General features: G+C 61.9%; 25 protein-coding genes. 23 read left to right on the top strand and 2 right to left on the bottom strand.

All coding sequences use genetic code 11. The features are described 5' to 3' along the window. The first annotated feature begins 206 nt into the window (after window positions 1-206). From GBB11_RS03425 to GBB11_RS03415, 3 genes are all read left to right on the top strand, one after another. Entirely contained in the window at window positions 207-1,955 is a 1,749-nt protein-coding gene (locus tag GBB11_RS03425) for a pyruvate dehydrogenase (protein ID WP_151549871.1), read from the top strand. Between the two features lie 140 nt (window positions 1,956-2,095). After that, window positions 2,096-2,806, top strand: a complete 711-nt coding sequence (locus tag GBB11_RS03420; RefSeq protein ID WP_151549872.1) for a response regulator transcription factor — start codon at window positions 2,096-2,098, stop codon at window positions 2,804-2,806. Between the two features lie 6 nt (window positions 2,807-2,812). Further along, window positions 2,813-4,207 (top strand): cell wall metabolism sensor histidine kinase WalK, encoded by a 1,395-nt coding sequence (locus GBB11_RS03415; protein WP_151549873.1) that lies wholly within the window; start codon window positions 2,813-2,815, stop codon window positions 4,205-4,207. Here GBB11_RS03415 and GBB11_RS03410 read toward each other — a convergent pair. Next, on the bottom strand, window positions 4,204-4,482 hold the full coding sequence (locus tag GBB11_RS03410) for a 2Fe-2S iron-sulfur cluster binding domain-containing protein (RefSeq protein WP_151529801.1): 279 nt from the start codon (window positions 4,480-4,482) through the stop codon (window positions 4,204-4,206). The two genes, GBB11_RS03415 and GBB11_RS03410, sit on opposite strands and share 4 nt — an antisense overlap. Window positions 4,483-4,494: 12 nt before the next feature. Then, on the bottom strand, window positions 4,495-4,917 hold the full coding sequence (locus GBB11_RS03405) for an HIT family protein (RefSeq protein ID WP_151549874.1): 423 nt from the start codon (window positions 4,915-4,917) through the stop codon (window positions 4,495-4,497). 89 nt (window positions 4,918-5,006) lie between these two features. Between GBB11_RS03405 and purD the strand changes: the two genes are divergently transcribed. From purD to GBB11_RS03310, 20 genes are all read left to right on the top strand, one after another. Next, window positions 5,007-6,296 (top strand): phosphoribosylamine--glycine ligase, encoded by a 1,290-nt coding sequence (purD, locus tag GBB11_RS03400; protein WP_151549875.1) that lies wholly within the window; start codon window positions 5,007-5,009, stop codon window positions 6,294-6,296. 112 nt (window positions 6,297-6,408) lie between these two features. Further along, window positions 6,409-7,062, top strand: coding sequence for a DapH/DapD/GlmU-related protein (locus tag GBB11_RS03395; protein WP_151549876.1), 654 nt, complete (start codon window positions 6,409-6,411; stop codon window positions 7,060-7,062). A 209-nt stretch (window positions 7,063-7,271) separates the two neighbouring features. Continuing rightward, on the top strand, window positions 7,272-8,540 hold the full coding sequence (locus tag GBB11_RS03390; RefSeq protein ID WP_151549877.1) for a TrkH family potassium uptake protein: 1,269 nt from the start codon (window positions 7,272-7,274) through the stop codon (window positions 8,538-8,540). Next, the gene (locus GBB11_RS03385; protein WP_151529796.1) at window positions 8,533-9,168 is read left to right on the top strand and encodes a TrkA family potassium uptake protein; all 636 of its coding nucleotides are present in this window, start codon (window positions 8,533-8,535) and stop codon (window positions 9,166-9,168) included. Before GBB11_RS03390 ends, GBB11_RS03385 begins: the two co-directional genes overlap by 8 nt. A gap of 85 nt (window positions 9,169-9,253) precedes the next feature. Next, the gene (purB, locus tag GBB11_RS03380) at window positions 9,254-10,681 is read left to right on the top strand and encodes an adenylosuccinate lyase (RefSeq protein WP_151549878.1); all 1,428 of its coding nucleotides are present in this window, start codon (window positions 9,254-9,256) and stop codon (window positions 10,679-10,681) included. Window positions 10,682-10,762: 81 nt separating this feature from the next. Then, window positions 10,763-11,656, top strand: a complete 894-nt coding sequence (locus tag GBB11_RS03375) for a phosphoribosylaminoimidazolesuccinocarboxamide synthase (protein ID WP_151549879.1) — start codon at window positions 10,763-10,765, stop codon at window positions 11,654-11,656. A 326-nt stretch (window positions 11,657-11,982) separates the two neighbouring features. Next, window positions 11,983-13,188: an ABC transporter substrate-binding protein gene (locus GBB11_RS03370; protein WP_151549880.1), complete on the top strand. Its 1,206-nt coding sequence runs from the start codon at window positions 11,983-11,985 to the stop codon at window positions 13,186-13,188. A gap of 68 nt (window positions 13,189-13,256) precedes the next feature. Beyond that, on the top strand, window positions 13,257-14,405 hold the full coding sequence (locus tag GBB11_RS03365; RefSeq protein WP_225979243.1) for an iron ABC transporter permease: 1,149 nt from the start codon (window positions 13,257-13,259) through the stop codon (window positions 14,403-14,405). Beyond that, window positions 14,402-15,250 carry an ABC transporter ATP-binding protein gene (locus GBB11_RS03360; RefSeq protein WP_225979244.1) on the top strand — a complete coding sequence of 283 codons (849 nt, stop codon included), beginning with the start codon at window positions 14,402-14,404 and terminating at the stop codon, window positions 15,248-15,250. Before GBB11_RS03365 ends, GBB11_RS03360 begins: the two co-directional genes overlap by 4 nt. After that, window positions 15,223-15,357 carry a hypothetical protein gene (locus tag GBB11_RS10985; protein WP_255441716.1) on the top strand — a complete coding sequence of 45 codons (135 nt, stop codon included), beginning with the start codon at window positions 15,223-15,225 and terminating at the stop codon, window positions 15,355-15,357. Before GBB11_RS03360 ends, GBB11_RS10985 begins: the two co-directional genes overlap by 28 nt. A gap of 144 nt (window positions 15,358-15,501) precedes the next feature. Then, window positions 15,502-17,607: a S9 family peptidase gene (locus GBB11_RS03355; RefSeq protein ID WP_151549882.1), complete on the top strand. Its 2,106-nt coding sequence runs from the start codon at window positions 15,502-15,504 to the stop codon at window positions 17,605-17,607. A gap of 1 nt (window position 17,608) precedes the next feature. Further along, on the top strand, window positions 17,609-18,226 hold the full coding sequence (bluB, locus tag GBB11_RS03350) for a 5,6-dimethylbenzimidazole synthase (RefSeq protein ID WP_151549883.1): 618 nt from the start codon (window positions 17,609-17,611) through the stop codon (window positions 18,224-18,226). Window positions 18,227-18,286: 60 nt separating this feature from the next. Continuing rightward, window positions 18,287-18,976, top strand: coding sequence for a DUF2334 domain-containing protein (locus GBB11_RS03345; RefSeq protein WP_151549884.1), 690 nt, complete (start codon window positions 18,287-18,289; stop codon window positions 18,974-18,976). A 9-nt stretch (window positions 18,977-18,985) separates the two neighbouring features. After that, window positions 18,986-19,465 carry a glutathione peroxidase gene (locus GBB11_RS03340; protein ID WP_151549885.1) on the top strand — a complete coding sequence of 160 codons (480 nt, stop codon included), beginning with the start codon at window positions 18,986-18,988 and terminating at the stop codon, window positions 19,463-19,465. A 146-nt stretch (window positions 19,466-19,611) separates the two neighbouring features. Continuing rightward, a complete protein-coding gene (locus GBB11_RS03335) occupies window positions 19,612-19,899 on the top strand; it encodes a hypothetical protein (protein ID WP_151529787.1) in 288 nt (95 codons plus the stop codon). Window positions 19,900-20,229: 330 nt separating this feature from the next. Continuing rightward, entirely contained in the window at window positions 20,230-21,672 is a 1,443-nt protein-coding gene (locus tag GBB11_RS03330) for an aromatic ring-hydroxylating dioxygenase subunit alpha (RefSeq protein WP_151549886.1), read from the top strand. A gap of 39 nt (window positions 21,673-21,711) precedes the next feature. Further along, window positions 21,712-22,272 carry an aromatic-ring-hydroxylating dioxygenase subunit beta gene (locus GBB11_RS03325; protein ID WP_151549887.1) on the top strand — a complete coding sequence of 187 codons (561 nt, stop codon included), beginning with the start codon at window positions 21,712-21,714 and terminating at the stop codon, window positions 22,270-22,272. Window positions 22,273-22,303: 31 nt separating this feature from the next. Then, window positions 22,304-23,326: a VOC family protein gene (locus GBB11_RS03320; protein ID WP_192796371.1), complete on the top strand. Its 1,023-nt coding sequence runs from the start codon at window positions 22,304-22,306 to the stop codon at window positions 23,324-23,326. A 4-nt stretch (window positions 23,327-23,330) separates the two neighbouring features. Continuing rightward, window positions 23,331-24,053: a putative quinol monooxygenase gene (locus GBB11_RS03315; RefSeq protein ID WP_151549889.1), complete on the top strand. Its 723-nt coding sequence runs from the start codon at window positions 23,331-23,333 to the stop codon at window positions 24,051-24,053. Between the two features lie 131 nt (window positions 24,054-24,184). Beyond that, entirely contained in the window at window positions 24,185-25,573 is a 1,389-nt protein-coding gene (locus GBB11_RS03310; RefSeq protein ID WP_151549890.1) for an MFS transporter, read from the top strand. The last annotated feature ends 24 nt before the right edge of the window (window positions 25,574-25,597 follow it).

Raw genomic sequence — 25,597 nt, 5'->3', positions numbered from 1 at the left:
ATGTGTGATCAGCGGCACGGCAAGGAATAAAAAACCAGCACACAGCCGAGAATCTGGGCCGGTGGGTCCGCTGGGCGCGGGCGGGGCCCTAGCGCGGGGCGCGGGAAAGGGGCACAGTAGAGCGGGGTGGAGGCCCTACTGCAGCTGCGCTGCACGCTCAGCGGCCCCCAATAATCCCCGCACAGAAACCTATAAGGAGAATAGTCATGGCTTCATACGCACAGGTATTGGTGAAATACTTGGAAGATCTCGGTGTCAAGCGCATGTTTGGCATCGTCGGCGATAGCTTGAACCCCATCGTGGACGCCGTGTCCTCGTCCAGCATTGAATGGGTGCACGTACGCAATGAGGAGGCCGCAGCGTTTGCTGCCGGGGCCGAATCCCTCGTTACTGGTGAGCTCGCCGTGTGCGCCGCCTCCTGCGGCCCGGGTAATACCCACTTCATTCAGGGGCTGATGGATGCCCACCGCAATGGGGCGAAGGTGCTGGCTTTGGCCTCGCACATCCCTGCGGCCCAGATCGGGTCCAACTTCTTCCAAGAGACCAAGCCGGCCGAGATTTTCCGCCAGGCCTCCGGCTACTGCGAGACCGTCTTCAGCGGCGATCAGGGCGCCCGCATTACGCATCACGCCGTGCAGTCCACCTTGGCCGGCAAGGGTGTGTCTGTGCTGATTATTCCCGGCGATGTCTCCACCCAAGAGGTAGAGGACACGCGCTGGCTGGACTCCGCGGTCACCTCCAAGCGCTCCGTGGTGTACCCGAACCCCACGGATGCCGCTCGGCTGGTGGAGGCCATTAATGAGGCCGATACGGTGACGCTGTTCTGCGGTGCCGGCTGCGCCGACGCCCGCGAGGAGGTATTTGCCCTCGCGGAAAAGGTGAAGGCCCCGATCGGTCACGCCCTCGGCGGCAAAATGTATATCCAGCACGGCAATAGCTATGACGTGGGTATGTCTGGTCTGCTGGGCTATGGCGCCTGCCACGATGCCTGCGATAAGGCCGAGCTGCTCATTCTCTTGGGCACCGACTTCCCCTACGATGACTTCCTGCCGAAGAAGAACGTGGCTCAGGTGGATATCAAGGGCGAAAACATTGGCCGCCGCACCACGGTGCACTACCCGGTGGTGGGCGATGTGAAGGCCACCATTGAAAATATCTTGGAGCATGTGGAGGAAAAGAAGGATCGCAGCTTCCTCGACAAGATGCTCAAGGAGCACTACACCAAGCTCAATGACATCGTGGATGCCTACACCACGGGTGTGGAGGAATTGAAGCCCATTCATCCCGAGTATGTGGCCGATGTCCTCGATGAACTGGCGGATGATAACGCCGTGTTCACCGTGGACACCGGTATGTGCAATGTGTGGGCCGCCCGCTACATCAACAACCCCATGGGTGAGCGCACGCTGCTCGGCTCTTTCCGCCACGGCACCATGGCCAACGCCTTGCCGCAGGCCCTCGGCGCCCAGGCCGCCGACCGCGAGCGCCAGGTGATCTCCATGTCCGGTGATGGCGGTCTCGGCATGCTCATGGGCGAGCTTTTGACCGTGAAGCTGCACAACCTGCCGATCAAGACGGTGGTGTTTAATAACTCCTCTCTCGGCATGGTCAAGCTGGAAATGCTCGTGCAGGGGCTGCCGGAAAGCGACACCGACCATGAGGGTGTGAACTACGCCGCGATCGCCGAGGCCATCGGCATCAAGCACGTGCGCATCGAAGATCCGCAGGATGTACAGCCCAAGCTGGCCGAGGCCCTAGCCTATGACGGCCCCGTGCTCATCGATGTGGTCACCGATCCGAACGCGCTGTCCATCCCGCCGAACATCACCATGGACATGCTGTTGGGCTTCTCCAAGGCGGCTACCCGCACCGTCTTCGGTGGCGGCGTGGGGCGCATGGTGAACTTGGCTCGCGCCAACCTGCGCAATATCGGCCCCAGCGTCAAGCACCTCTAAGCACCTCTCCGCCCCGGCCCCGCGCCCCTGCCTTCTCGCGCTGCAAGGCAGGGGCCGGTGGGCCTCGAGTGCAGCCCCCGGCCACCCCAGCGGCAACCTCCACTTCAACCATGGCGAAAGGCTAGGGCAGAATAGAAGCCATGAGTGTGACAGTGATGGTTGTGGACGATGAACCGAACATCGTCGAATTGCTCGACGTATCGCTGAAGTTCCAAGGCTTCACCGTGGTCACCGCCTACTCTGGGCCGGTAGCGCTGGAGAAGCTCAAAACCGAGCAGGTGGATGCCTTCATCCTTGATGTGATGATGCCGCATATGGACGGCTTCGAGCTGCTATCGACTATCCGCGCCCAAGGCAATGACGCCCCAGTGCTCTTCCTCACCGCGAAGGATGAGGTACCCGATAAGATCCGTGGGCTAACCCTCGGTGCCGATGACTATGTGACCAAGCCTTTCTCCTTGGAGGAGGTGGTCACGCGGCTGCGGGTGATCCTGCGTCGCTCCCAGAGCAGCCAGCCCGCAGAGCCTGGAGGGCGCGCCGGGCAGCGGCCGGTGCTGCGCTACGCCGATCTCGAGCTGGACGATAACACCCACGAGGTGCGCAAAGCCGGCGAGGTCGTGGAGCTTTCTCCCACCGAATACAACGTGCTGCACTATCTCATGGACAATGCCGAGATCGTGCTGTCGAAGGCCCAGATCCTCGACGCCGTGTGGAACTACGATTTCGGCGGCGATGGCAATGTGGTGGAATCCTATATCTCCTATCTGCGCCGCAAACTCGATACCACCGAGCCGCACCTGATCCACACTGTCCGCGGCGTCGGCTATATTCTGCGCGTTCCGAAGGATTAATAGCCCATGGCTTCCGCCTATTCCGCCGAGGAGAATCAGCCCCGCTGGTGGCGTCGTCCCCAGCGCCTGCCCTTACGGGTGTCTGTGGTGCTCATTGTGGTCGCCATCATGGGGGTGGGCATGATCGCCAGCGCCACCGCGGTGAATTCGATCATGCGGAATTTCGCCTATAACGAGGTAGATGGCCAGCTGGTGGGTGCCGCGAGCGGCTGGGCCAGCAATAGCGAGCTCTATTCCTCCCAATCCACCCAGCCCCGCCCGCCTTCGAGCTTCTATGTGGAGCAGATCTTTAGCGATGGCACCTCGGTGCGCTATAACGATTCGAATTCCTCCCCCGATTTGTCCATGGTGCGCATCGGGGAAGGCCCCTTTACCGTGGGCGCCTCGCCTGGTTCGGCAGATGAATCGAAGTGGCGGGTGGTGGCGATCGGCGATAATCGCAGTATCACAGTGGTGGCGCGCTCGGTGGCGGACGAGGAGCGGCTGCTGCGGAATTTGCGCACCGCGCAATGGGGCATTGGCGTGATGGTGCTGCTGGCAGCGGCTGGTATCGCCGCGGTGGTGGTGCATCGTTCTTTGCAGCCGCTGCGCAATGTGGCCGATACCGCAGAGGCCATCACCGGCGGCGATCTCGATCGGCGTGTGCAGTACACCTCCCACTCCACGGAGGTGGGCAAGGTCGGCGCCGCGATGAACACCATGCTGGAGCAGTTGCAGTCCTCGCTCACCGCCGCCCAGGACAAGGAAGAGCAGATGCGCCGCTTCGTTGGCGATGCCTCGCATGAGCTGCGCACCCCGCTGACCAGCGTGCGCGGCTATGCGGAGCTCTATCAATCGGGGGCGATGAATGACCCGGATCGGGTTGTGGCGAAGGTGCGGGAAGAGGCCGACCGCATGAGCGAGTTGGTGGAGGGGCTGCTGGCCCTCGCCCGAGCGGAGGGCATGACTTTGAACCTGCAGGACACAGACCTCGTGGAGCTGTGTCAGCGGGTGGTTGGCGACTATCGTGACGCCGAGATCACCGTGGCGGCCTCAGGCCCCGCGCGGGCGACGGTGGATGTCGATAAGATCCGGCAGGTGCTGGTGAATCTTCTCAATAATGCCCGTGCTCACGGCGCCGAACCCATCACGGTGCGGGTGCAGTCCACCCCCGAGCAGGTGGAGATCATTGTGGCCGATTGTGGCCCAGGGATGAATGAGCACGACGCCCAGCATGTATTCGAGCGTTTTTATCGCGCCGATACGTCTCGGTCCCGCGCCTCGGGCGGCAGCGGGCTCGGTTTGGCGATCGTCTCTTCGCTTGTCGACGCCCACCAGGGGCAGATCAGCCTCGACACCGCCGAGGGGCGCGGCGCCGTCTTTAGCGTGCGCCTGCCCCGCACCCCTGATCCCGACGCCTAGAAGAGATAACTGACCTCGTAGGGGCCTTCGGAGTCGCGTTTAGTTTGGCAGGCGAGACGCTGATCATCGGCCACGTCATAGTCATCGAGCACGGCGTTGTTGTCCATATGCGATTCCCCGCCTTCGAGCGTGCATTGGCAGGCCCCGCATTGGCCCATCGTGCAGGAGTGGGGTGCCGGGATGCCGGCATCGAGCATGGCGCTCAACAACGTGGTGTCGGCGGGCCAGTCGAAACTGTAGTCCTCGCCGTCGAGCTCGACGGTGGTATGTGCCATGGTCGCGTCCCCTTAGCGGTGGGGGTAGCCGTTGTCGTCGGTGTCGAGCACCGCGCGTAGCTTGGCGGCGGCCTCGTCGAGTTTGGCCTCTTCGGGCTCGGCGATGGCGTTGCCGAAGTTGAAATCGCTCATCGCGTTGGCGGGGAAGACGTGAATGTGGGTGTGCGGCACATCGAAACCGGCGATCACGGTGCCGGCGCGCTCGCAGCCGAAGGCTTCGATCTGGGCGCGGCCCACCTGCTGGGCCAGTTCGGTGAGAGAACGCAGCTCGGGCTGGGGCAAGTCAGTCCACTTATCCACCTCAGTCACCGGGACCACAAGGGTGTGGCCATAGGTGAGAGGCCGAATATCAAGAAAAGCGACCACACGGTCATCGCGGTAGACGAAACGGGCGGGAAGTTCTCCGGAAATGATTTTCGTGAAAATGCTGCTCATACCTTCAAGGCTAGACGAGATCGCTACGCGAATGTGGCGCCACACGAGACGGGGGGTTGAGTGTGTGTGCGGTCGCTACACTAAGAGCCATGCGCATCTTGGTTATCGGGTCGGGCGCCCGCGAACACGCCCTACTGCTGGCACTGAGTAAAGACGACTCCGTCACGGATCTGCACATCGCCCCTGGTGGCGATGGCATGACGGATCTGGCGGTGTGTCATCCCGAATGGGAGGGTGCCGCCATCGACGTGGAGGATGGCGCGCAGATCACCGCGCTCGCCACCGAGTTGCAGGCCGATCTCGTGGTGGTGGGGCCGGAGATCCCGCTGGTGGCCGGGGTGGGTGATGCCCTGCGCGAGGCGGGTATCGCCGTGTTCGGCCCCTCGAAGGAGGCGGCGATGATCGAGGGATCCAAGGCCTTCGCCAAGGATGTGATGAATGCCGCTGGGGTGGCCACGGCGACGGCCACCCGTATCGAGTCGAGCGAGGACATCGAGGCCGTGCTGGACGCGTACGGCCCGCAGTACGTGGTCAAAGACGATGGCTTGGCCGGCGGCAAGGGAGTTGTGGTCACCAGTGACCGCGCCGAGGCGGCGGCCCATGCCCGCTCGGTGCTCGACGCCGGCAATCCGGTGTTGGTGGAATCCTTCCTCGACGGCCCTGAAGTCTCACTCTTCTGCTTTGTCGATGGCGAGACCGTGGTGCCGCTGCTGCCGGCGCAGGACCACAAGCGCGCCTTCGATAATGATGAGGGCCCTAATACCGGCGGCATGGGCGCCTACGCCCCCTTGCCGTGGCTGCCGGAGGATGCCGTTCAGCGCATCGTCGATGAGGTGTGCGAGCCCGTAGCCCGCGAGATGGTGGCCCGCGGCTGCCCCTATTCGGGTCTGCTCTATGCGGGCCTGGCGTGGGGGAGTGCGGGGCCCGCCGTGGTGGAGTTCAATTGCCGCTTCGGCGATCCCGAAACCCAGGCCGTGCTGGCGCTGCTGACAACTCCGCTCGCCGAGGTGCTGGCCGCGACCGCGCAGGGGCGCCTGGCGGAGCTGCCGCCGCTTGAGTGGCATGAGGGAGCGGCCCTGACCGTGGTTCTTGCCGCCGCAGGCTATCCGGCCGCACCGCAGAAGGGCGATGTGATCCATGGCCTCGGCGCCGTGGATTATGAGGGGGATTCCTATGTACTGCACGCCGGCACGAAGCGTACGGAGGCGGGGGAGTTCGTGGCCAATGGCGGCCGCGTGCTCAACGCAGTGGCTCGGGGCACAGATGTGGAAGACGCCCGGGCTAAGGCTTATGAGCTGATCGAGTCCCTCGAGCTCGAGGGCGGTTTTTATCGCAGCGATATCGCCCTGAAGGCACAGCGCGGCGAGATCAGCATCTAGCGATGCGGGACCGGCAGGGCGCCCAGCGCCCTGCCACCCAAACGGGGGCCGTCTACCCCTTGTGATCCAACAAGCCCTTCATCTTAAGTGTGGAGTAGTGCACAATGGATCCATGAGCGAAAACAGTTTTGATCCCGAGACCTACTCCACGCTGGAGCAGATGCGCAGCGGAGAATGGTACTTGCCGAAGTCCAAGGAGCCCGCAGAGGCCCGTCGTGCCGCGGCCCGCACCCTGCGTGATTTCAACAGCACCACCGATGAGATTCGTCAGCAGGACCTGTTGCTCGGTCTGCTCGGCCACTTCGATACCGAGGACACCGAGGTGGAATCGCCGATCTATATCCAATACGGCGTGCACACCTCCATCGGCAAGGGCAGCCGTATCCAGGCCAATGTGACGATCCTCGATTCCGCCGAGGTGAAGATCGGGGAGCGCGTGAATATCTCCCCCGGTTGCCAGCTCTACACCGCCATGCCGCCGGTGCACGATGCGGAGATGCGCTCCTATGGCTGGAAAATAGCCAAGCCCATTACGGTCGAAGACGATGTGTGGATTGGTCCTGGCGTCACCGTGCTGCCGGGTGTGACCATTGGCCGCAAGTCTGTGATCGCTGCTGGTTCCGTGGTGGACCGCGATGTGCCGGCCCACTCCATCGCCTCCGGAAACCCCGTGCAGGTGACGAAGGGAGTTAACCCCGGCGCCAACGCTGAGCGGGATGAGCTTCCCGCGGGAATTCCCGTCGATCTGGGGGAGAGCGACGCCTAGCGGCGCAGCCACCCCGCAGGGCAGCGCAAAAAAGTTCACTGCCTCGCACTCTGTCGCACCCGCCCGTCGCCGAGATCAGTTCTCGGTGGCGGGCGGGTGTGCGTCGTGGTCTTGGGGCGTGCGCAGCGAAAAGTGTGTGAAACGGGTGTAAGAATGAACACGCCTGTGTAACTACCTATGAACCTAAGAGAGGCATATACTAGCGCTCCATGAAACGACCTGCGTTCCTCGTGGCGGGAGGATTCCTTATCCTCATCGCCATCGGTACCGCGCTACTGAGTCTGCCCGTGGCCCATGCGCCAGGGCAGAGCTACGACTTCATTACCTCTCTGTTCACCGCCACCTCGGCGGTGTGTCTGACCGGTTTGATTGTGGTGGATACCGCCAGCTACTTCTCCCACACCGGACAGGCCATCATCATGGTGCTGATCCAGCTGGGTGGTTTAGGCATTATGACCTTGACCGTGCTGGTGAGCTGGCTGGCCCTAGGCAAAGTGGGCCTTAAATCCAGCATCACCACCACCGCCGAAGGGCGAGTTTCGCACCTGGGTGATGTGAAAAAGGCGGTGCTCACTATCGTCGGTATCTCCTTGACCATGGAGCTTGTCACCGCGATCCTGCTCGCCGCACGTTTTGCCAAGGGCTATGGCTTCACTCCCGGCCAGGCCGTGTGGCAGGGCGGATTCCACGCCGTCTCCGCATTCAATAACGCCGGCTTTGCGCTGCATAGCGACTCGCTCATTCCCTATGCCAGTGATGCCCTGATCCTGCTGCCCGTGGCGGCGGCGATCATCATCGGCGGTCTGGGGTTCTATATTGTGGCCGCCCCCTCCCGGGCGATGAAATCCCTTTCTGGCTGGTTCACCGTCTGGGGCACCATCATCCTGCTCATCGTGGGCACCCTCGGTGCGCGCATGTTCGAAGACACTTCGTGGCTGCTGTCCTTCTTCCACTCGGCAACCACCCGTACCGCCGGCTTTAACGCCATCGACATGGAAACCATCCACCCCGGCTATATCGTTCTCACCGAGGTGCTCATGGCCATCGGCGGCGGCTCCGGCGGCACCGCCGGTGGTGTCCGCATCACCACGGTGGCCGTTCTACTCGTGGTGGTGCTGGCCGAGGTGCGTGGTCGCGAAGAGGTAGATATTCGCCGCAAGCGCATCCCCAATGCCACCGTGCGCCAGGCGCTGTCGGTGATCATGATGTCGCTGACCCTGCTCGTTGGCGCTACCCTTGGGGTGACCATGCTGGCGCCGGAGCTGGGCATGGAGAAGGTGACGTTCGAAGTCATTAGCGCATTCTCTACGACGGGACTATCCCTCGGCATCACGGATGCACTGCCGCCGGCGGCCCAGCTGATCCTAATTGGGTTGATGTTCGCGGGCAGGATCGGCCCCATTACCGTGGTGGCCGCGCTCGCCTCCCAAAAACGCAGCCATCTGTCCTATCCCAAAGAAAGGCCCTTCATTGGCTAAGCAAAGAGTTGTCATTCTCGGTCTGGGGCGCTTCGGCCTCGCTCTCGGCGAGGAGCTGGTTGCCTCCGGAGTGGACGTGGTGGGCGTGGACATTTCCGAACGCGCCCTCAAAGAGGCAGAAAAGCTCACCCATAGCGTGATCGCCGACGCCACCGATATCGAGGCCCTCAAACAGCTCGGTGTGCTCGATGCGGAACACGTGATCGTGGGCATCGGCGAGGACATGTCGGCCTCGCTGCTGACAGTGAATAACCTCAAGGAGCTCGGAGTCACGGGGGTGTGGGCCAAAGCGGATTCCAAGGCGCATGCCACGATCCTGCGCTCGATGGGCGTCAATAACCTCATTCGCCCCGGATTCTCCACCGGCAAGCGTTTGGCGCATGTGATCTCCGGCCACGCCGAGGACTATATCGAGTTCGATGTGGACTATGCGATGGTCAAGCTCGCCGCGCCGCGCTGGTTGCACGGGCACCAGGTCGCCGAAGCCGAACCGGACATTGTGGCCCTTAAGCGCTCCGGGCGTAGCTTCCGGCCCACCGTGCCGGACGATGTCATCGGCCCCGATGACATTCTCATTGCCGCCGGCCCGGTGAAAACCCTCGAGCGTTTCTGCGAGCGGCGCCGCTAGTCGCCTGCCCACTCGTGGGGCGGCAGGAGAGCGTCGATAAGCGAATGCCCGCGCCTTGAGAGCGTGGCGTGCGATAATAGCCACTATGTCGACACCACGCATCTCTAATGTCCTTGCTTCCCGCTATGCCTCGCCTGCACTGGCGCAGATTTGGAGCCCCGAGTACAAGATCATCACGGAACGCCGCCTGTGGATCGCCGTGATGCGCGCCCAAGCCGAGCTGGGAGTGGACATCCCCGCCGAGGCCATCACCGCCTATGAAGAGGTAGTGGAACAGATCGACCTGGATTCGATCGCCGCTCGCGAGCGGATCACCCGCCACGATGTGAAGGCCCGCATCGAGGAGTTCAATGCCCTCGCCGGCTATGAGCACATCCATAAGGGCATGACCAGCCGCGATCTCACCGAGAATGTCGAGCAGCTGCAGCTGCACTCCTCGCTTGAGCTCATTCGCAATAAATCCGTGGCCGTGCTCAGCCGCGTGGCCCGCCTCGCCGCGGAGAACAAGGCGCTGGTGATGGCTGGTCGTTCCCACAATGTGGCTGCCCAGGCCACCACCTTGGGCAAGCGTTTCGCCTCCGCCGCAGACGAGATGCTCGTGGCGGTGCAGCGCATCGAACACCAGCTGGAGAATTATCCGCTGCGCGGCATCAAGGGCCCGATGGGCACCGCCCAGGACATGCTGGATCTCATGGGCGGCGATCCCATGAAGCTGGCCGCTCTCGAGCGCAGCATCGCCGATCACCTCGGCTTCAGCCGCACCTTCGATTCCGTCGGCCAGGTCTATCCCCGCTCCCTCGATTTCGAGGTGCTCTCCGCTCTGGTGCAGCTGGGCGCCGGCCCCTCCTCGCTGGCCACCACGATCCGTCTTATGGCGGGCAATGAGGTAGTCACCGAAGGCTTCAAGGAAGGCCAGGTGGGCTCCTCGGCGATGCCGCACAAGATGAACGCTCGCTCCTGTGAGCGTGTCTGCGGCCTGCAGGTGGTGCTGCGCGGCTATCTCACCATGGTGGCCGATCTCGCCGGCCAGCAGTGGAACGAAGGCGATGTGTTCTGCTCGGTGGTTCGCCGCGTCGCCCTGCCCGATGCGTTCTTCGCCATCGACGGCATGTTTGAAACCTTCCTCACTGTCCTCGACGAGTTCGGGGTGTTCCCCGCCATGATCGAGCGCGAGCTGGATCGCTACCTGCCCTTCCTTGCCACCACCCGCATTCTCATGGCCGCCGTGCGCGCTGGGGTGGGCCGCGAACAGGCCCACGAGGTGATTAAGGAAAACGCCGTGGCGGTGGCGCTGAATATGCGCGAAAATGGCGCCGAGCAGGATCTGATCGAGCGCCTGGCCGCCGATGAGCGCCTTCCTTTGGGCGAAGAGGAGCTCAACGCCGCCCTGGCTGATCGTCACGCCTTCATTGGTGAGGCCGAATCGCAGGTGGAGCGGGTGCTCAACCACGTCCAAGAGCTGGCCAATCAGTACCCGGAGGCAGTGAACTACACCCCAGGAGAAATCGTCTAATACCCCGCCTTGCCTGCGGGGCAGAACAAACCTGAGCATAAGGTGTGCACCCGTGGGGTGAGAGGTCTACACTGCTTAATCATGCGTCCAGAACTTTCATCGTATGACCACGTCTCCGCAGGCAAGGTCCGTGAGATCTACGAGGTCGATGAGGAGACTCTGCTCATGGTGGTCTCCGATCGCATCTCGGCTTTCGACTACATCTTGGACACCGAAATCCCGGACAAGGGGCGCGTGCTCACCGCCATGAGTATGCACTTCTTCGACATTCTCGATGTACCCAATCACCTCGCCGGCCCCATTGACGATGAGCGAATCCCGGAGGAGGTGCTCGGCCGCGCCGTTCTGTGCAAGAAGCTGAAGATGCTGCCTTTCGAGTGCGTGGCCCGCGGTTATCTCACCGGCTCGGGTTTTGCCGAGTATCAGGAGCACGGCACCGTCTGCGGTATCGAGCTTCCCGACGGCCTGCGTGAGGCCTCTAAGCTGCCGGAGCCGATCTTCACCCCTGCCACGAAGGCGGAATTGGGCGATCACGATGAGAACGTCTCCTTCGAGCGAGTCGTGGAGAAGCTCGGCGAGAAGCGCGCCGATCAACTGCGCAAGGCCACTCTCTCCATCTACCGCACCGCTGCGGCCCTCGCCGAGGAGCGCGGGCTGATTCTGGCGGACACCAAGCTGGAATTCGGCGTGGACGAAAACGGCACCCTCGTGCTTGCCGATGAGGTGCTCACCCCCGATTCCTCCCGCTATTGGCCGAAGGACGGGTACAAGGAGGGCGCGGTTCAGCCCAGCTTCGATAAGCAGTACGTGCGCAACTGGCTCACCGGCCCGAAGTCGGGGTGGAAGAAGTCGGATCACACCCCGCCGCCGGCCCTGCCCGGCTCCGTGGTGGAGGCCACCCGGGAGCGCTATATCGACGCCTATGAGCGGGTATCGGGCAAGAAGTTTTCCGAGTGGATTGGCACCTGCGTATAGCAGCCGCCCCATCCCCTCCACGGTCGAGGTAGACTGCATAGCCTATCCTCAGTAGTTTGTAGCAAAGCCGAGAGTGTTCTACGCTCTCGGCTTTTGTGTTCTCGCAGTTCAGCAGGCGGTGTGATGGAAGAGTTACCTACCACACCTAGCCAACTTAGCTAAGCCTATGTTAGCATTCACAAGTTCTATCAAATGGAACGCAGCGTTGCTGAGTTTATCTTTGCTGAGCGTGGCTTTTAGGTGTCAACGCAGGGCGGGGAGTGCCCGCGTGATGGCGTGGGTGTGAAGGGCGCTGCGTTCACACAAGTACCTGCAGGAGGAACTTCATGAGACGTGTGCGTAGTGTGGCACTCGGTCTAATCGCCACCGCTAGCCTCGCGCTGAGCGCCTGCGCCGGAGGAAACGGCGCCGACTCGGAGGCAGAGAAGGAAAGCACCACCCCAGAGGACACGGCGGTGACTGTCACCGACGTGAAGGGCCGGACCGTCACCTTCGACGAGCAGCCGGAGCGGGTGATCCTCGGCGAGGGCCGTGCCCTCTTCGCCACCTCGATTTTGAATAATGAGGACCCAATCGACCACGTGGTGGCGATCGGTAGCGACCTGACCAAGGGCGCTCCCTCCTTTAAGAAGCGCCTCGAGGAGTCCGTGCCCGAGGTCAACGAGTTGCCCGAGATCGGCAATATGGCCAAGGGCGATGTCACCGTGGAGAATCTGCTCTCCTTCGAGCCGGACGCGCTGGTGATGACCGCTGACCACTATGATGCGGTCTCCACCACCGGCATGTTGGACAAGCTCGATCAGGCCGGCATCAAATACATTGTTACTGACTTCCGCCAGCACCCGCTGGAGAACACCACCAAGTCCGTGACCGCATTGGGTGAGCTCTTCGACCACGAGGACGCGGCCGAGAAGTTCAACAAGGACTGGCAGGACACCATCGACCGCCTCGAGGAGAGGACCAAGGACCTCCCTGATGAGGATCGTCCCACCACCCTGCTGTGGCGCGCCGCTGGTCTGAAGGACTGCTGCGCCACCGTGTCCAAGTCCAACTTGGGCGAGTTCATCAACGTCGCCGGCGGCAAGAACCTCGGCGATGAGATTCTCGACACCGAGTCCGGCGATATCACCGCAGAAAAGGTGATCGCTGAGGCACCGGAGGCGATCATCGCTACCGGCGGTTCTTGGGGTGCCGACGTCACCGGTTCCAAGGATGATGCCACCAAGCAGGCTATCCCGCACGTGGAGCTCGGCTATTTCGCCACGGAGGAAAAGGCTCAGGAGACCCTCGCTGGTCTGCTCGCCACCAATGGCTTCGACCAGCTGGAGGCCCCGAAGCAGGGACACCTCTACGGCGTGTGGCACCAGTTCTATGATTCGCCGATGAACTTCCTCGCCCTGGAGCAGTTCGCCGCATGGCTGCACCCAGAGCTCTTCAAGGATGAGGACGTAGCGGCCCACTGGAAGCAGGCCCACGAGGACTACCTGCCCTTCGAGGCATCGGGCGTGTTCTTCGTCAAGCACAACAAGTAGGCACCTACCCACTTTTCGCGGCGCAGTCGGCTCACGGCTGCGCCGCCGTGTACTCAGGGACATTATTCATGACCTCACGCGTGCAAGATTCCAGCACGACATCACCCACGAACACCGCCGCCGACGCAGAGAATAAGAATGCGTCCGCCCGCCCCACCACTTTTGCCAGCACGGAGGTAACGGCGCAGCTGGTGCGGCAGCACCGCGCCACCACCGTCAAGCGCTGGCTGATTATCGCCCTTCTCGTGGCCGTGGCCATCATCGGCTTTATCGCCGCCACCGTGGTCGGGCCCACTAACTTGGGCGCGCGCGGCGTGGTGCTCGGCCTCATTAACCCCGGCTCGCTGAATAGCCAGGACCACACGGTGCTCTATAGCCTGCGCCTGCCGATGTCGGTGATGGCGCTGCTGGTCGGCATCGTGCTCTCGGTGGCCGGTGCGCAAATGCAAACCATTCTGGGCAATCCGCTGGCCGAGCCCTTTACCCTTGGTATCTCCGCCGCCGCGGCCTTCGGCGGTGCCGCCACCATCGTGCTGGGCTGGGTGATCATCGATCAACCCCAGTTCAACCTCGCCATGGTGGCGTGGGTGTCGGCGATGATCGCCACCTTCGTGATCGTCGGCGCCTCTATCTGGCGCGGCGCCAGCGCCGAAACCATGATCCTGCTCGGCATCGGCCTCGTCTTCCTCTTCCAGGCCCTGCTGGCGCTCATCCAATACCGCGCCTCCACCGAGGCCCTGCAGCAGATCGTCTTCTGGTCCATGGGCTCAATGACCCGCGCCACGTGGGCCGGCAACCTAGTGCTCGCCATTGTGGTGGCCATCAGCATCCCCATCTTCGTTCTGCTGTCCTGGCGACTAACCGCATTAAAGCTTGGCGACGCCCGCGCCCAGGCCATGGGCGTGAACGTCCAACGCCTCCGCGTGGGTGTGCTGGTGCTGTGCTCCCTCATGGCCGCCACCGCTGTGGCCTTCTCCGGAATCATCGGCTTCGTCGGCCTAGTGGGCCCGCACATCGCCCGCATGCTCGTGGGCGAGGACCAGCGCTACTTCATCCCCGCCTCCGCCGCCGCAGGGGCGGTGATGCTCTCGGTATCGCACGCGGTGAGCATGCTCATCATCCCCGGTGTGGCCGTGCCCATCGGCATCATCACCGCCCTGGTGGGCGTGCCCTTCTTCATCACCCTCATCGTGACCAAGAGGAGGAACCTGTGGTGACCACCCTGAACCTCAACCACGTATCGGTGCGCTATGGCCGCAGCGTGATCGTGCCCGGTTTCGATTGCGAGCCGCTGCACGCTGGAGAGCTCACCGCCCTGCTCGGCCCCAATGCCGCCGGTAAGTCCACACTGCTCAAAGCGATTTCCGGGGTGAATAAACACCGCGGAAGCGTGGTGCTCGATACGGGTGCGGAACGCTTCCAGGGCGCCAGCCTGCGCCGGCACGTGGGCTATGTGCCCCAGGATTTGCCCAGCACCGCGGCGCTTCACGCCTTCGAGACGGTGCTCATCGCGGCGCGCCGGGCGAGCACCACCACCGGCAAGCCGGAGGAAGCGGCCGCCGCCACCATGGAGCGGCTGGGTATCGCGGATCTGGCGCACAGCTATCTCGGCGAGCTCTCCGGCGGCCAGCGGCAGCTGGTGGCCGTGGCCCAAGCCCTGGTGACCTGCCCAGATGTGTTGGTGCTCGATGAGCCCACGAGTGCCCTTGATCTGCACCGACAGCTCTTTTTGCTGGATCTCGTGCGGGAGTGGGTGCGCGAGCACAACGCCATCGGCCTGCTGGCGATTCACGATATTAACCTTGCTGCCCGCTATTCGGACCGCCTAGTCGTGATGCAACAAGGCGAGCTGCACGCCGATGGTGCCCCCGATGCGGTGCTTACCCCAGAACTCATCCAGAACGTCTACGGGGTGCATGCCGAGGTATTCGAGCGTGGCGGGATGCGGATGGTGCAACCGCTACACGCGCTCGAGCACGAGGAACTGGCGCCGCATATATTGTCGGTGACATCACGACCGAAGGAAGGACAGTCATGGGAATCACCGAAATTTTGCTCATAGCCCTATCTCTGCTTCCGTTCATCGCGGTGCTCTACGGGCTCTACTGGATGGCCACGAAGCTCAACTCGATTGAGAAGAAGCTCGACGAGAATCTCTCCCGGCGCTAAACAGCACTAAACGGCGCTAAACAGCGCCCCGCCGGCTCGCTAGCGTGCGGACTGGGCGGGGCGGGGGCAGCAGAGAGGCGTCGATAAGCGTGGGCAGTCACCGGCGGGGAAGGGGACTGGACCTCATTTGTAGAATGTGGGGTTATGACCGTACAGCCCCCTGTCGCTGACATCCGACCGATCACCCGCACCCACCATGGCCGCAGCTTTGTGGACAACTATGAATGGATGCGGGAGAAAACCGCCCCCGAGACGATCGAGTATCTCAACGCGGAAAACGCCTATACCGAGCAGGAAACCGCGCACCTAGCACCGCTGCGCGAGGCAATTTTCTCCGAGATCTCCTCCCGCATCAAGCAAACCGACATGTCCGTGCCCTCGCGCACGGAGAAGTACTGGTATTTCGGCCGCACCGAAGAAGGCAAGTCCTATGGGCGCTCCTGCCGCATCCCCGTGGAGGACGACTCCTGGACTCCGCCGGAGATCCACCCGGACAGCCCGCATCCGCGCGAGGAAGTAGTGCTGGATATGGACGCCCTCGCCGAGGGCCATGACTTCTTCTCCCTCGGGGCGATGGTCGCCACCCGATCCGGGCGCTATGTGGCCTATTCCACCGATACCAGCGGCGATGAGCGCTTCGAGCTCGTGATCAAGGACCTCAGCACGGGCGAGCTGCTCCCGGATCGTATCGCCGACACCTTCTACGGGGCGTTGTTCTCCGAGGATGAGCGCTATATTTTCTACACCCGCGTCGATGAGGCCTGGCGCCCCGACTCGGTGTGGCGTCACGAGATCGGCACCGACGCCGCCGCGGATGTGCGCATCTTCCACGAGCCGGACGAGAAGTTCTGGGTGAGCATCGGGAAAACGCGCTCCAATAAGTATCTGGTGATCGACGATTCCTCCAAGCTCACCTCCGAGCAGTGGGTGTGCCCGATGTCTGATCCCACCGGCGAGTTCACATGCCTCATGCCCCGCACCCCCGGCGTCGAGTACGGGGTGGATCACGCCGTGGTGGGCGGCGAGGACCGCTGGCTGGTGCTGCACAACGCCACCGGCCCCAATTTCGCACTGGGCTGGGCCCCCGTGGGCGAGCTGACCACGGTGGAGGACCTCCACGAGCTGCTGCCACACCGCGAGGACGTGCGCCTCGAGGGTGTGGACTGCTTCGCTGAGCAGCTGGTTCTCAGCTACCGCAGCGCGGGGCTGGCGCGGCTGGCCATTATGGACCTATACGGTGCCGACTTTGGGAATTTCGAGCCGATCGAGTTCGATGAGGAGCTCTATTCCGCTGGGTTCGGCTCCAATGCGCTGTGGCACGCCCCGGTGCTGCGCATGGGCTATAGCTCCTACACCACGCCCACCCAGGTGCTGGACTATGTGGTGGCCACCGGCGAGCGCATCGTGCGCAAGGAGCAGGAGGTGCTCGGCGGCTATGAGCGCGATGACTACACCGCCACGCGGGAATGGGCCACCGCCAGCGATGGTTCGCGCATCCCGATCTCGCTGATTCGTCGTGCCGATCTGGACCTCTCCCAGCCCCATCCGACCATGCTCTACGGCTATGGCTCCTATGAGATGTCGAATGAGCCGGGCTTTTCTGTCTCCGCGCTATCGCTGATGGATCGAGGCATGGTGATCGCCATCGCCCATATTCGCGGCGGCGGCGAGATGGGCCGTGCCTGGTATGACGAGGGCAAGATGCTGAAGAAGATGAATACCTTCACCGACTTCATTGCCTGCGCCGACTACCTGCTGGATTCCGGCATGACCACCTCGCAGCAGCTGGTGGCCCAGGGCGGCTCCGCGGGCGGGCTACTCATGGGCGCGGTGGCCAACCTCGCCCCCGAGAAGTTCGCCGCGATCCAGGCGATTGTGCCCTTCGTGGATCCGCTGACCTCCATTCTCATGCCGGAGTTGCCGCTCACCGTGACCGAGTGGGAGGAGTGGGGCGATCCTTTGCACGATGCGAAGGTCTATGACTACATCGCCACCTACGCTCCCTACGAGAATGTGTGCGCCCAGAACTATCCCAATATCATGGCGATCACCTCGCTCAATGACACCCGCGTGCTCTACGTGGAGCCGGCGAAGTGGATTGCGAAGCTGCGCGCTACCGCGACCGGCGGTCAGTTCCTGCTCAAGACCGAGATGGTTGCTGGTCATGGCGGTGTCTCCGGCCGCTACGACAAGTGGAAGCAGACCGCCTTCGAATACGCCTGGGTGCTCGATCAGGCGGGGGCGGCCTAGCATGGAGCTTTTCGACGCCATCTCCCGGCGCCGCGATGTGCGGGCCGAATACACCGGCGAGCGTATCGACGCCGACTCGCTTCGCCGTATTCTCCGCGCCGGCCATGCGGCCCCCTCGGTGGGTAACTCCCAGCCCTGGGACTTTGTGGTGGTGCAGGATACGGCCCGTCTCGAGGCCTTTGCCGCGCACGTGGCCGAGCGCCGCCGCGCCTTCGCGGACTCGCTGCCGGCAGAGCGCAAAGAGGTATTCAATCCCATCAAGATCGAGGGGATTCGCGAGTCCGGCACTGGGATTGTGGTGACCTATGATCCGGAGCGGGGTGGGCCGCATATTTTGGGCCGCCACACCATCGATGAGACCGGGTTGATGAGCGTCACCCTCGCCATTGAGAACATGTGGCTCGCTGCGACCGCGCTGGGGCTGGGTATGGGCTGGGTGAGCTTCTATGAGGAGGACTTTCTGGCCGACTTCGTGGGCTGCACGGGCCGCCAGCGCCCCGTGGCCTGGCTGTGCGTGGGGCCGGTGAGCCACCTCGAGGAGGTGCCGGATTTGGTGCGCTTCGGCTGGAACCACGCTCGCAGCCTCGACGACGCCGTCCACCAAGAGCGCCTGCCCTAGCGGCCTGAACCTAGGGCTGCTCGCGCTGCGGGCGCGGCGCTGGGGTGCGATAATCGCGCTATGCATCCCACGCTGCTGGTTTCACTCACCTCGGTTTTCGCTAGCACCATCGACGATGCGGCCGCGTTTGTGGAGCGGTGTCAGTGCCGAGATCTGCCGGTGTCCATTCTGGTGGCGCCGCGGATCGAGGAGTGGCGGCTGAAGCGCGATCGCGCCACCCAAGAGTGGCTGCGCGACTGCACTGAGCAGGGCCATGCCCTCGTGCTCAACGGATTCGATGCCTCGGTGCAGGGCCGCCGCACCGAGTTCGCCACGCTGCCTGCCCACGAGGCGCGGCTGCGGCTCCGTGGGGCGCTGCGGCTGATGGACGATGTCGGTTTCGAGCTCGACCTCTTTGCCCCGCCGCGCTGGCGCATGTCCACCGGCACCCTGCAGGTGCTGCCTGAACTGGGGTTTCGCGGTGGTGCCTCCACCAAAGGTATCTACGATTTTCAAACCGGTGACTTCGTGCGCACCCGCAATCTTTCCGTGGGTGAAGGCTATGGCAGTGTCTCCTGGTGGCGCAGCAGCATCGCCAAAGCCGCCCGCCGCGGCGCCGCCCGCGGCAATACAGTCCGACTGTCTATCTCCGCCCGCTCGCTGGCGAAACCGGGGGCGGAACGCGACTTTTTCCACGCCATCGACGCCGCCACCGGCTATGGTGCTGAGCCGCACACCTATCGCAGTATCCTCGATCGTTCCTGTGCGTAGGCTGGGAGCATGAGCACTTTTTATGACATTCCCGTGACCACTATCGATGGCAAAAAGACCACCATGGGCACCTGGGCTGGCCATGCCCTACTGATTGTGAACACCGCCTCCGAGTGCGGGCTCACCGAACAATACGAGGAGCTGCAGGAGCTCTTCGAGGAGTACATGATGCGTGGCTTCTATGTGATCGGCATGCCCTGCAATCAATTTGGCGAGCAAGAGCCGGGCAGTGATGCCGAGATCGCCGAGTTCGTGCGCCAGGACTTCGGAGTGGAGTTTCCGATGCTCGCTAAGGCCGATGTGAACGGTGAGGGAGCGCATCCGCTCTTTGCACACCTGAAGGAAAAGACCGGGGGAGAGGAGATCTCTTGGAACTTCGAGAAGTTCCTTGTGGATGACTCCGGCGAAGTCAGCGGCCGTTTCGGGCCCAAAACCGAACCCTATGACGACGATCTCATTGTGGCACTCGAAGAGATCCTTCCCATATAGATGTAGGTCTTTTCTACCAGCGGATTTGCAATAACGGCCCCTTAGTGAAAAGATAAGGTCGAAGAGAGTTTCCCACCGGGAAACTGATTGTTCCCAACTGGAGGCAATCCCCCAAGGATCTGTTTGAAAGAAAGGCGTGTTTTAAGATGACTCACGTACACGAGAACCACGATCACGAGCACGGCGAGGACTGCGGACACACCGCCTTCACTCACGGCGATCACACCGACTACGCCCACGACGGCCACATTCATCGCAAGGTCGATGGCCAGTGGGTCGAGTGCGAGCAGGATGCTCACACCGTCCACGAGGGGCACGACCACGAGCACGGCGAAGGCTGTGGCCACGAGGCCGTAAAGCACGGCGATCACGTGGACTACATCCACGATGGTCACCGCCACGCCAAGCACGGCGATCACTGGGACGATCACTAAACATCGTTCCGACGAGGGGCCTCAGAACCCCGCGTTGAACCGCTAGTTTACGTACACGCTTTCACCGGCACCTACCACGGGTAGGGGCCGGTTTTTGCTGTATATGTCCAGCTCATGCCTGGTGTTGTTCCGCCTATCGGAAAAGAGCCACGGTGGTGAGCGTCGCCTCGTTATGTTGTTAGTTACACAGTGACCTACAGCACATATCCAGTGTTTGTTGAGTTGCATCTCAGCCCATAACAACAGTCATTCGATTCCATCGCTTCCGCGTGAGGAGACAGGTCCCGCGCACCGCAGCGGAGTCAATAGACAACGAGGAGGCAACCAGTAATGGTTGATATGACGAAATTGATCGACCCCGTCGGGGGATATGTCTCTGGAAAGATCTTTGCCGACGATGAGATCTACTCCCAAGAACTCGAACAGGTATGGAAGCGCACGTGGGTGTTCCTCGCCCACGAGACAATGCTGCCCAAGAAGGGCAGCTATATTCAGACCTATATCGGCGAAGATCCGGTGGTCGTCGTCCGGCAAAAAGACGGTAGCGTGCGCGCGTTCATGAACCAGTGCCGCCACCGCGGCATGCGGATCTGCCGCGCTGATCGGGGACAGGCCAAGAGTTTTATGTGTTCCTTCCATGGTTGGGCCTATGGACTGGATGGCACGCTCGTGAGCATCCCGCATGAGAAAACCGCCTACCCGCAGGGAATTGATAAAACCAAGCTCAGTGCGGTGTCCGTGCCGCGTATCGAGAATTACAAAGGCTTCATCTTCGGTTCGTGGGATGAGACGATCCCGCCCTTGGAAGAGTATTTGGGCAACGCCAAGTACTACTTGGATGGCTACATCGACCGCTACGCGGGCGGCATGGAAGCTATAGCCGTGCATAAGTGGGTGCTGCCGGCGAACTGGAAGTTTAATGTGGAACAGCCGACCAGCGATATGCAGCACTCCGAGATTTCCCACGTCTCCGCAGTGGAGGCATTGGCGAGCGGTTCAGACACCTTCGACCGCAAGAAAGGCCGTGAGAAGATCCCCACCGGCCGTCAGTTCTTCAGTCCATTTGGTCACGGCGGCGCGTGGTTTGGCCGTCGCGGACAAGAGATCCCCAACACCACTCCCAGCCTGATCGAATGGGAAAACAGCGTGCGCTCCTCCATTGAAGAACGCTTAGGCGAGTTCCGAGAGGTACGAGGGCATATGAATGTCTTCCCTAACTTCATGCTGCTGGGCAACTACACCTTCCGTGTTACCCATCCGCGTGGGCCGCATGAGATGGAGATTTGGTCTTGGGCTTTCGTGCCGAAGGACGCCCCCGAGGAAATAAAGGAAGCCATCCGCATGGACGTGATGCGGACCTTCTCCCCAGGCGGAATGTTCGAGCAGGACGACGCCGAAAACTGGGAGGAGATGCAGCGCATCCTCCGTGGGGCCAAAGCCCGCGAGACCGGCTTCACCTACAACATGCGTGGGGTGGATGTCAGCGAAGACGAGGATGGCTACCCCGGTGGATCCACCGCTCACGTCTACTCCGATAACGCCGCGTTGAACATGTACGGCTTCTACCGCGACATGATGAACGGCCACAGCTGGGAAGAACTGGTCGAGATGCGCTCCGGCACGCCGGAAGTGGCCGAGGCCGACTTCAGCGCCGTCATGCCGGATGACGCAGACAGCAAAAACATCTCCGCCGAAATCGATATCGACGCCGAAAACGCAAAGGCTGCCCGTATCGAAGCCGCTGCCGACACGGCCGCCGCGGTCAGCAGCTAGCGCGGCCACAGCCACCCGCAACATTAACGAGGAGCACCCATGGCCACCGCATCTCAGCCAAGTTACATCGCTAATCGCCGCCCACTTGTGGATGCAGATACCGAACGACGTCTGCAACGATTCCTCTTCGACGAGGCAGAACTCATTGACAACATGGAGTGGGATGATTGGCTCACCTGCCTACACCCAGAGATCTGCTATTGGGCACCGGTTCGCGAAAACCGCGTGTACCGCGAGCGCAAGCACGAGTTCTACCCCAAGGGGACCTCGGTGTACTTCGAGGAAAACTGGGAATTTCTTCGCCAGCGTGTCTTTCGGCTCCAGACCCAGACCGCGTGGGCGGAAGAGCCCGCCTCCCGCTCACGTCACCTCATCACCAATATTCGCGTAGACGCCCGTGAGGATGGCGATTACGACGTGCGCTCGAATTTCTTCATCTACCGCAGCCGCGGCGAGCGTTCTCAAGATCACATCGCTGGTGAACGTCGCGACATCATTCGCCGCGATGACTCCGCACCCTTCGATTTTCTCATTCTCGAGCGCGAGATCCGCTTCGATATGGCCACCATCTTGGTCAAAAACCTCAGCCTGTTCTATTAACCCTGCCCGAGAAAGGACTCGGTACTCGCCCATGAACACCACTATTTTGAATCGCATTGGCGTTGTGGTCTATGACCTCGATGCCGCGGTCCGCTCCTACGAGAAGATCTACGGCATCACCTCCTGGGAACGCGGCACCCACGCCCCCGAAGACGGCATCAGCTATGGCCGCCACAACACCGAAACCCCCGGTCGTTGGGCCTCAGCGGTGGGATCGAATGAGAACCTCACCTTTGAGCTCATTCAACCGTTGAGCGGTGAATCTCCCTTTAATGAGCATCTCCGAACCAAACGTGAGGGCATCTGCTTCATCCAGGTAGCTGTTCCTGAACTCGCCAACGATGCCGCTATCACGCACCACTTCGCCGAGCTAGGTATTCGACAGGCCTACTCCGCTACGGTGGACGGCACCCAGCGCCGCTTCTATGACACCCGCACCGAACTGGGTGGATTTATGGTGGAGATGGTATCGGAACAGCGCCCCATGGGCGGCGGTGCGAGTGCGGACGCGCTCCTTCCGACCGAAGGCATCTATCACTTCGGTGTGCTGGTCCACGATGTGATGGCCACTCTCGAACACTATCGCGCTATCTTCGGCATTCAGCGCTATGAGATGAAGACATGGGAAACTGGCGCCGGGCGGCTGGATCGCTCGCAATATCGTGGCGAACCGGTGGACCACGGCTACTTCACCGCGCAAGGCACATGCTCGAACTTCGCCTTCGAGATCATCGAGTGTAACCACGGTCCCAGTCACTACAACCGCGAATTTTTCGATATTCGCGGCCCGGGCATCCACCACGTATTTACGACTATGACCACCGACTCCGCGGAATGGGACCGCATTATTCACACCGCTGCTGCAGCCGGCTACGAGCTGTGTATGGGCTCCCCATTGCGAGGCAATGCCGCCGAGTTCGGCTATCTCGACACCTTCGATGATCTAGGTGGCTACCTGGTGGAAATCGTGGTGCGACGCCGTACCCCTGATCCTGCGTATGCATCTCCTGACTGGGTGATCGACTACTCCACTCAGTTGGAAAAGGAGTGCTGAAGCGATGCTACGGGTACTTCATGACATCGCCGAGCCCGCTGCCCACGGCATCGATCCCGAGGCGCTGCGTACCGATATCGCCCACCTGCGTGAGCAGCTTCCCAGCGCCGAGCTTTACCGCAGTCTCGTTCCCGGGGAGCCTGCCCTTGCAGTGAGTATCTTGGTCGCGGATGAAACCAGTTGGAGTGCGGTAGTGCGCGCACGTGAGAGCTATCCAACCTATCACCAGCTACTGCGTGCAGTCGGCGCCGAGATCTACGCAGCGGAGTCCTTCGCGATCCAGAACGGCCAATGGGTCAGCGAGGAGACACTGACAGAGAACTCTGATTCGGTGATTTTCTGGCCAGGTGACGCCCCAGTCCGTATCGCTATTCACAACGCCGTGGAGGACAATCCCGAGATGCGCGCACTCACAGCGGCCGAGATCGCCGATACTCGCCGCGAACCCGGCTGCGAGAGCTATTGCTGGTACGAGAACGTGGAGCTGAAGAATCACCTATTGCTGCTGGAGCTATGGAGCGATCAACAGATCTATGACTTGCACTGGTTCGGCCGGATGGACACCGGAGATTATCGCGGCGACTCTGGCCGCCAGCCCAGCGAGATGTATCGCGGCCAGCCCAGTCGCGAGTTCTATCGCTATCACCACTTCGACTACCACTACGGCCGACTACTGCCGCGCCGGGCAGCGCACAACTCCCACACCGTGCGCTGGTCTGCCCGTTAAACCCCAAGACGAAACACAGTGGTGGGAACGTTCGTCCCACCACTTTTCATCCCCCACCGTATTGTCGCGCCGTTCCTGCCGACAACAAATCATGCAGGAACGGCGCGTTATTCATACCTTGGAGAAAAATAATGTCTACTCCCGATTCGGCTGTGCTCCGCAGTACGGCAGATAAGCGTCGCGCGCTCATCTCCTCCTTCCTCGGCAGCACCGTGGAATACTACGACTTCCTGCTGTACGCAGCTGCCGCGGGACTGGTGTTCCCGCAGCTGTTCTTTTCCACGCTCTCGCCGGCAATGGGCACGACCCTGTCTTTTGTCATTCTGCTCACCGGCTATATCTCTCGCCCCCTCGGTTCCATGGCCTTCGGGCATTTCGGTGATAAGTACGGCCGGAAGAACGTCCTGGTGATCACTCTGCTCACCATGGGGTTGGTGTCGGTCGCCATTGGGTTGATGCCCAGTGCGGACGACGTGGGCATCATCGCACCCATTGTTCTGGTGGTGTTGCGTGTGGTCCAAGGTGTCGCGGTCGGCGGCGAATGGGCCGGCGCCACCCTCATGGCTATGGAGCATTCGGAGGACGGTAAACGCGGTTTCGCGGCCTCGATTGCTATCGCCGGCGGGCCAGCCGGAGCTGTGCTGTCCACCTTCGTGTTGGCGATCTTCTCCTCTATATCGGGCGACCACTTCGCCGATGCCTCCCAGTACTTTGTCACCGACTGGGGCTGGCGAGTGCCGTTCCTCTTCTCCGCCGCGATCGTGGTGGTCGGGCTCTACCTGCGCTCTCAGGTGAAGGAATCCCCCGATTTCGAGGCCGCCCGCTCTCGCGGCGATGTGCACACGGGTGCCCCGCTACTAAAGATCCTCAGCTCCTCCCACAAAGAGCTGCTGCTCGGCACTCTTGCTGCCTCGGGTGGACTGTTCATCCAAGGCCTGCAGGCCGCCTACCTCGTGCCCTATCTGGTGGCTTCCACCGCGGACAACCCGCATCCGATCACGCGCGAAGATGGCCTGATGATGGTCACCCTCGGCTCCATCATCGCCATTTTTGCCATGCCCTTTGCCGCGCATCTCAGTGACCTTTTCGGCCGCCGGCGCGTCATGCTGGCCGGTGGTGGCTTCACCATTGTTGGGCTGTGGATCACGCTCACGTTATTAGATAGCGGCGACCCCGTACTGGTCTGGCCTGCACTCATCGCCCTGGTGGGTGTGGTACAGCCCTCCCAATACGGTGCGATTGGAGCCTTTATCTCGGAGAAATTCCCGCCAGAGCAGCGCTATACCGGCTCCGGTTTGGCGTTCCAGCTCGGCGCTATTCTGGGCGCTGGGCTGGCCCCGCTGGTGGCTACCCGCCTGACCCAACTCGATCAGGGCCTCGTGCCGGTAGCCATCTATGCCACGGTGATGATGGTAATCTCGACTACCGCGATCGCGTTCTCACGTACGCCTACTCATACGGCAGAGGTAGTAATCGATAGTCCACCACAATCCAACCCGCAGCTCAGTCGACACGGCTAAACCTCCTGCGTGAGAGCACGCACC

This window comes from Corynebacterium sp. 74A (genome assembly GCF_008930665.1).
In the GTDB taxonomy this organism is placed as follows: Bacteria; Actinomycetota; Actinomycetes; order Mycobacteriales; family Mycobacteriaceae; genus Corynebacterium; species Corynebacterium megadyptis.
This window is presented reverse-complemented; position numbering and strand designations above follow the sequence as displayed.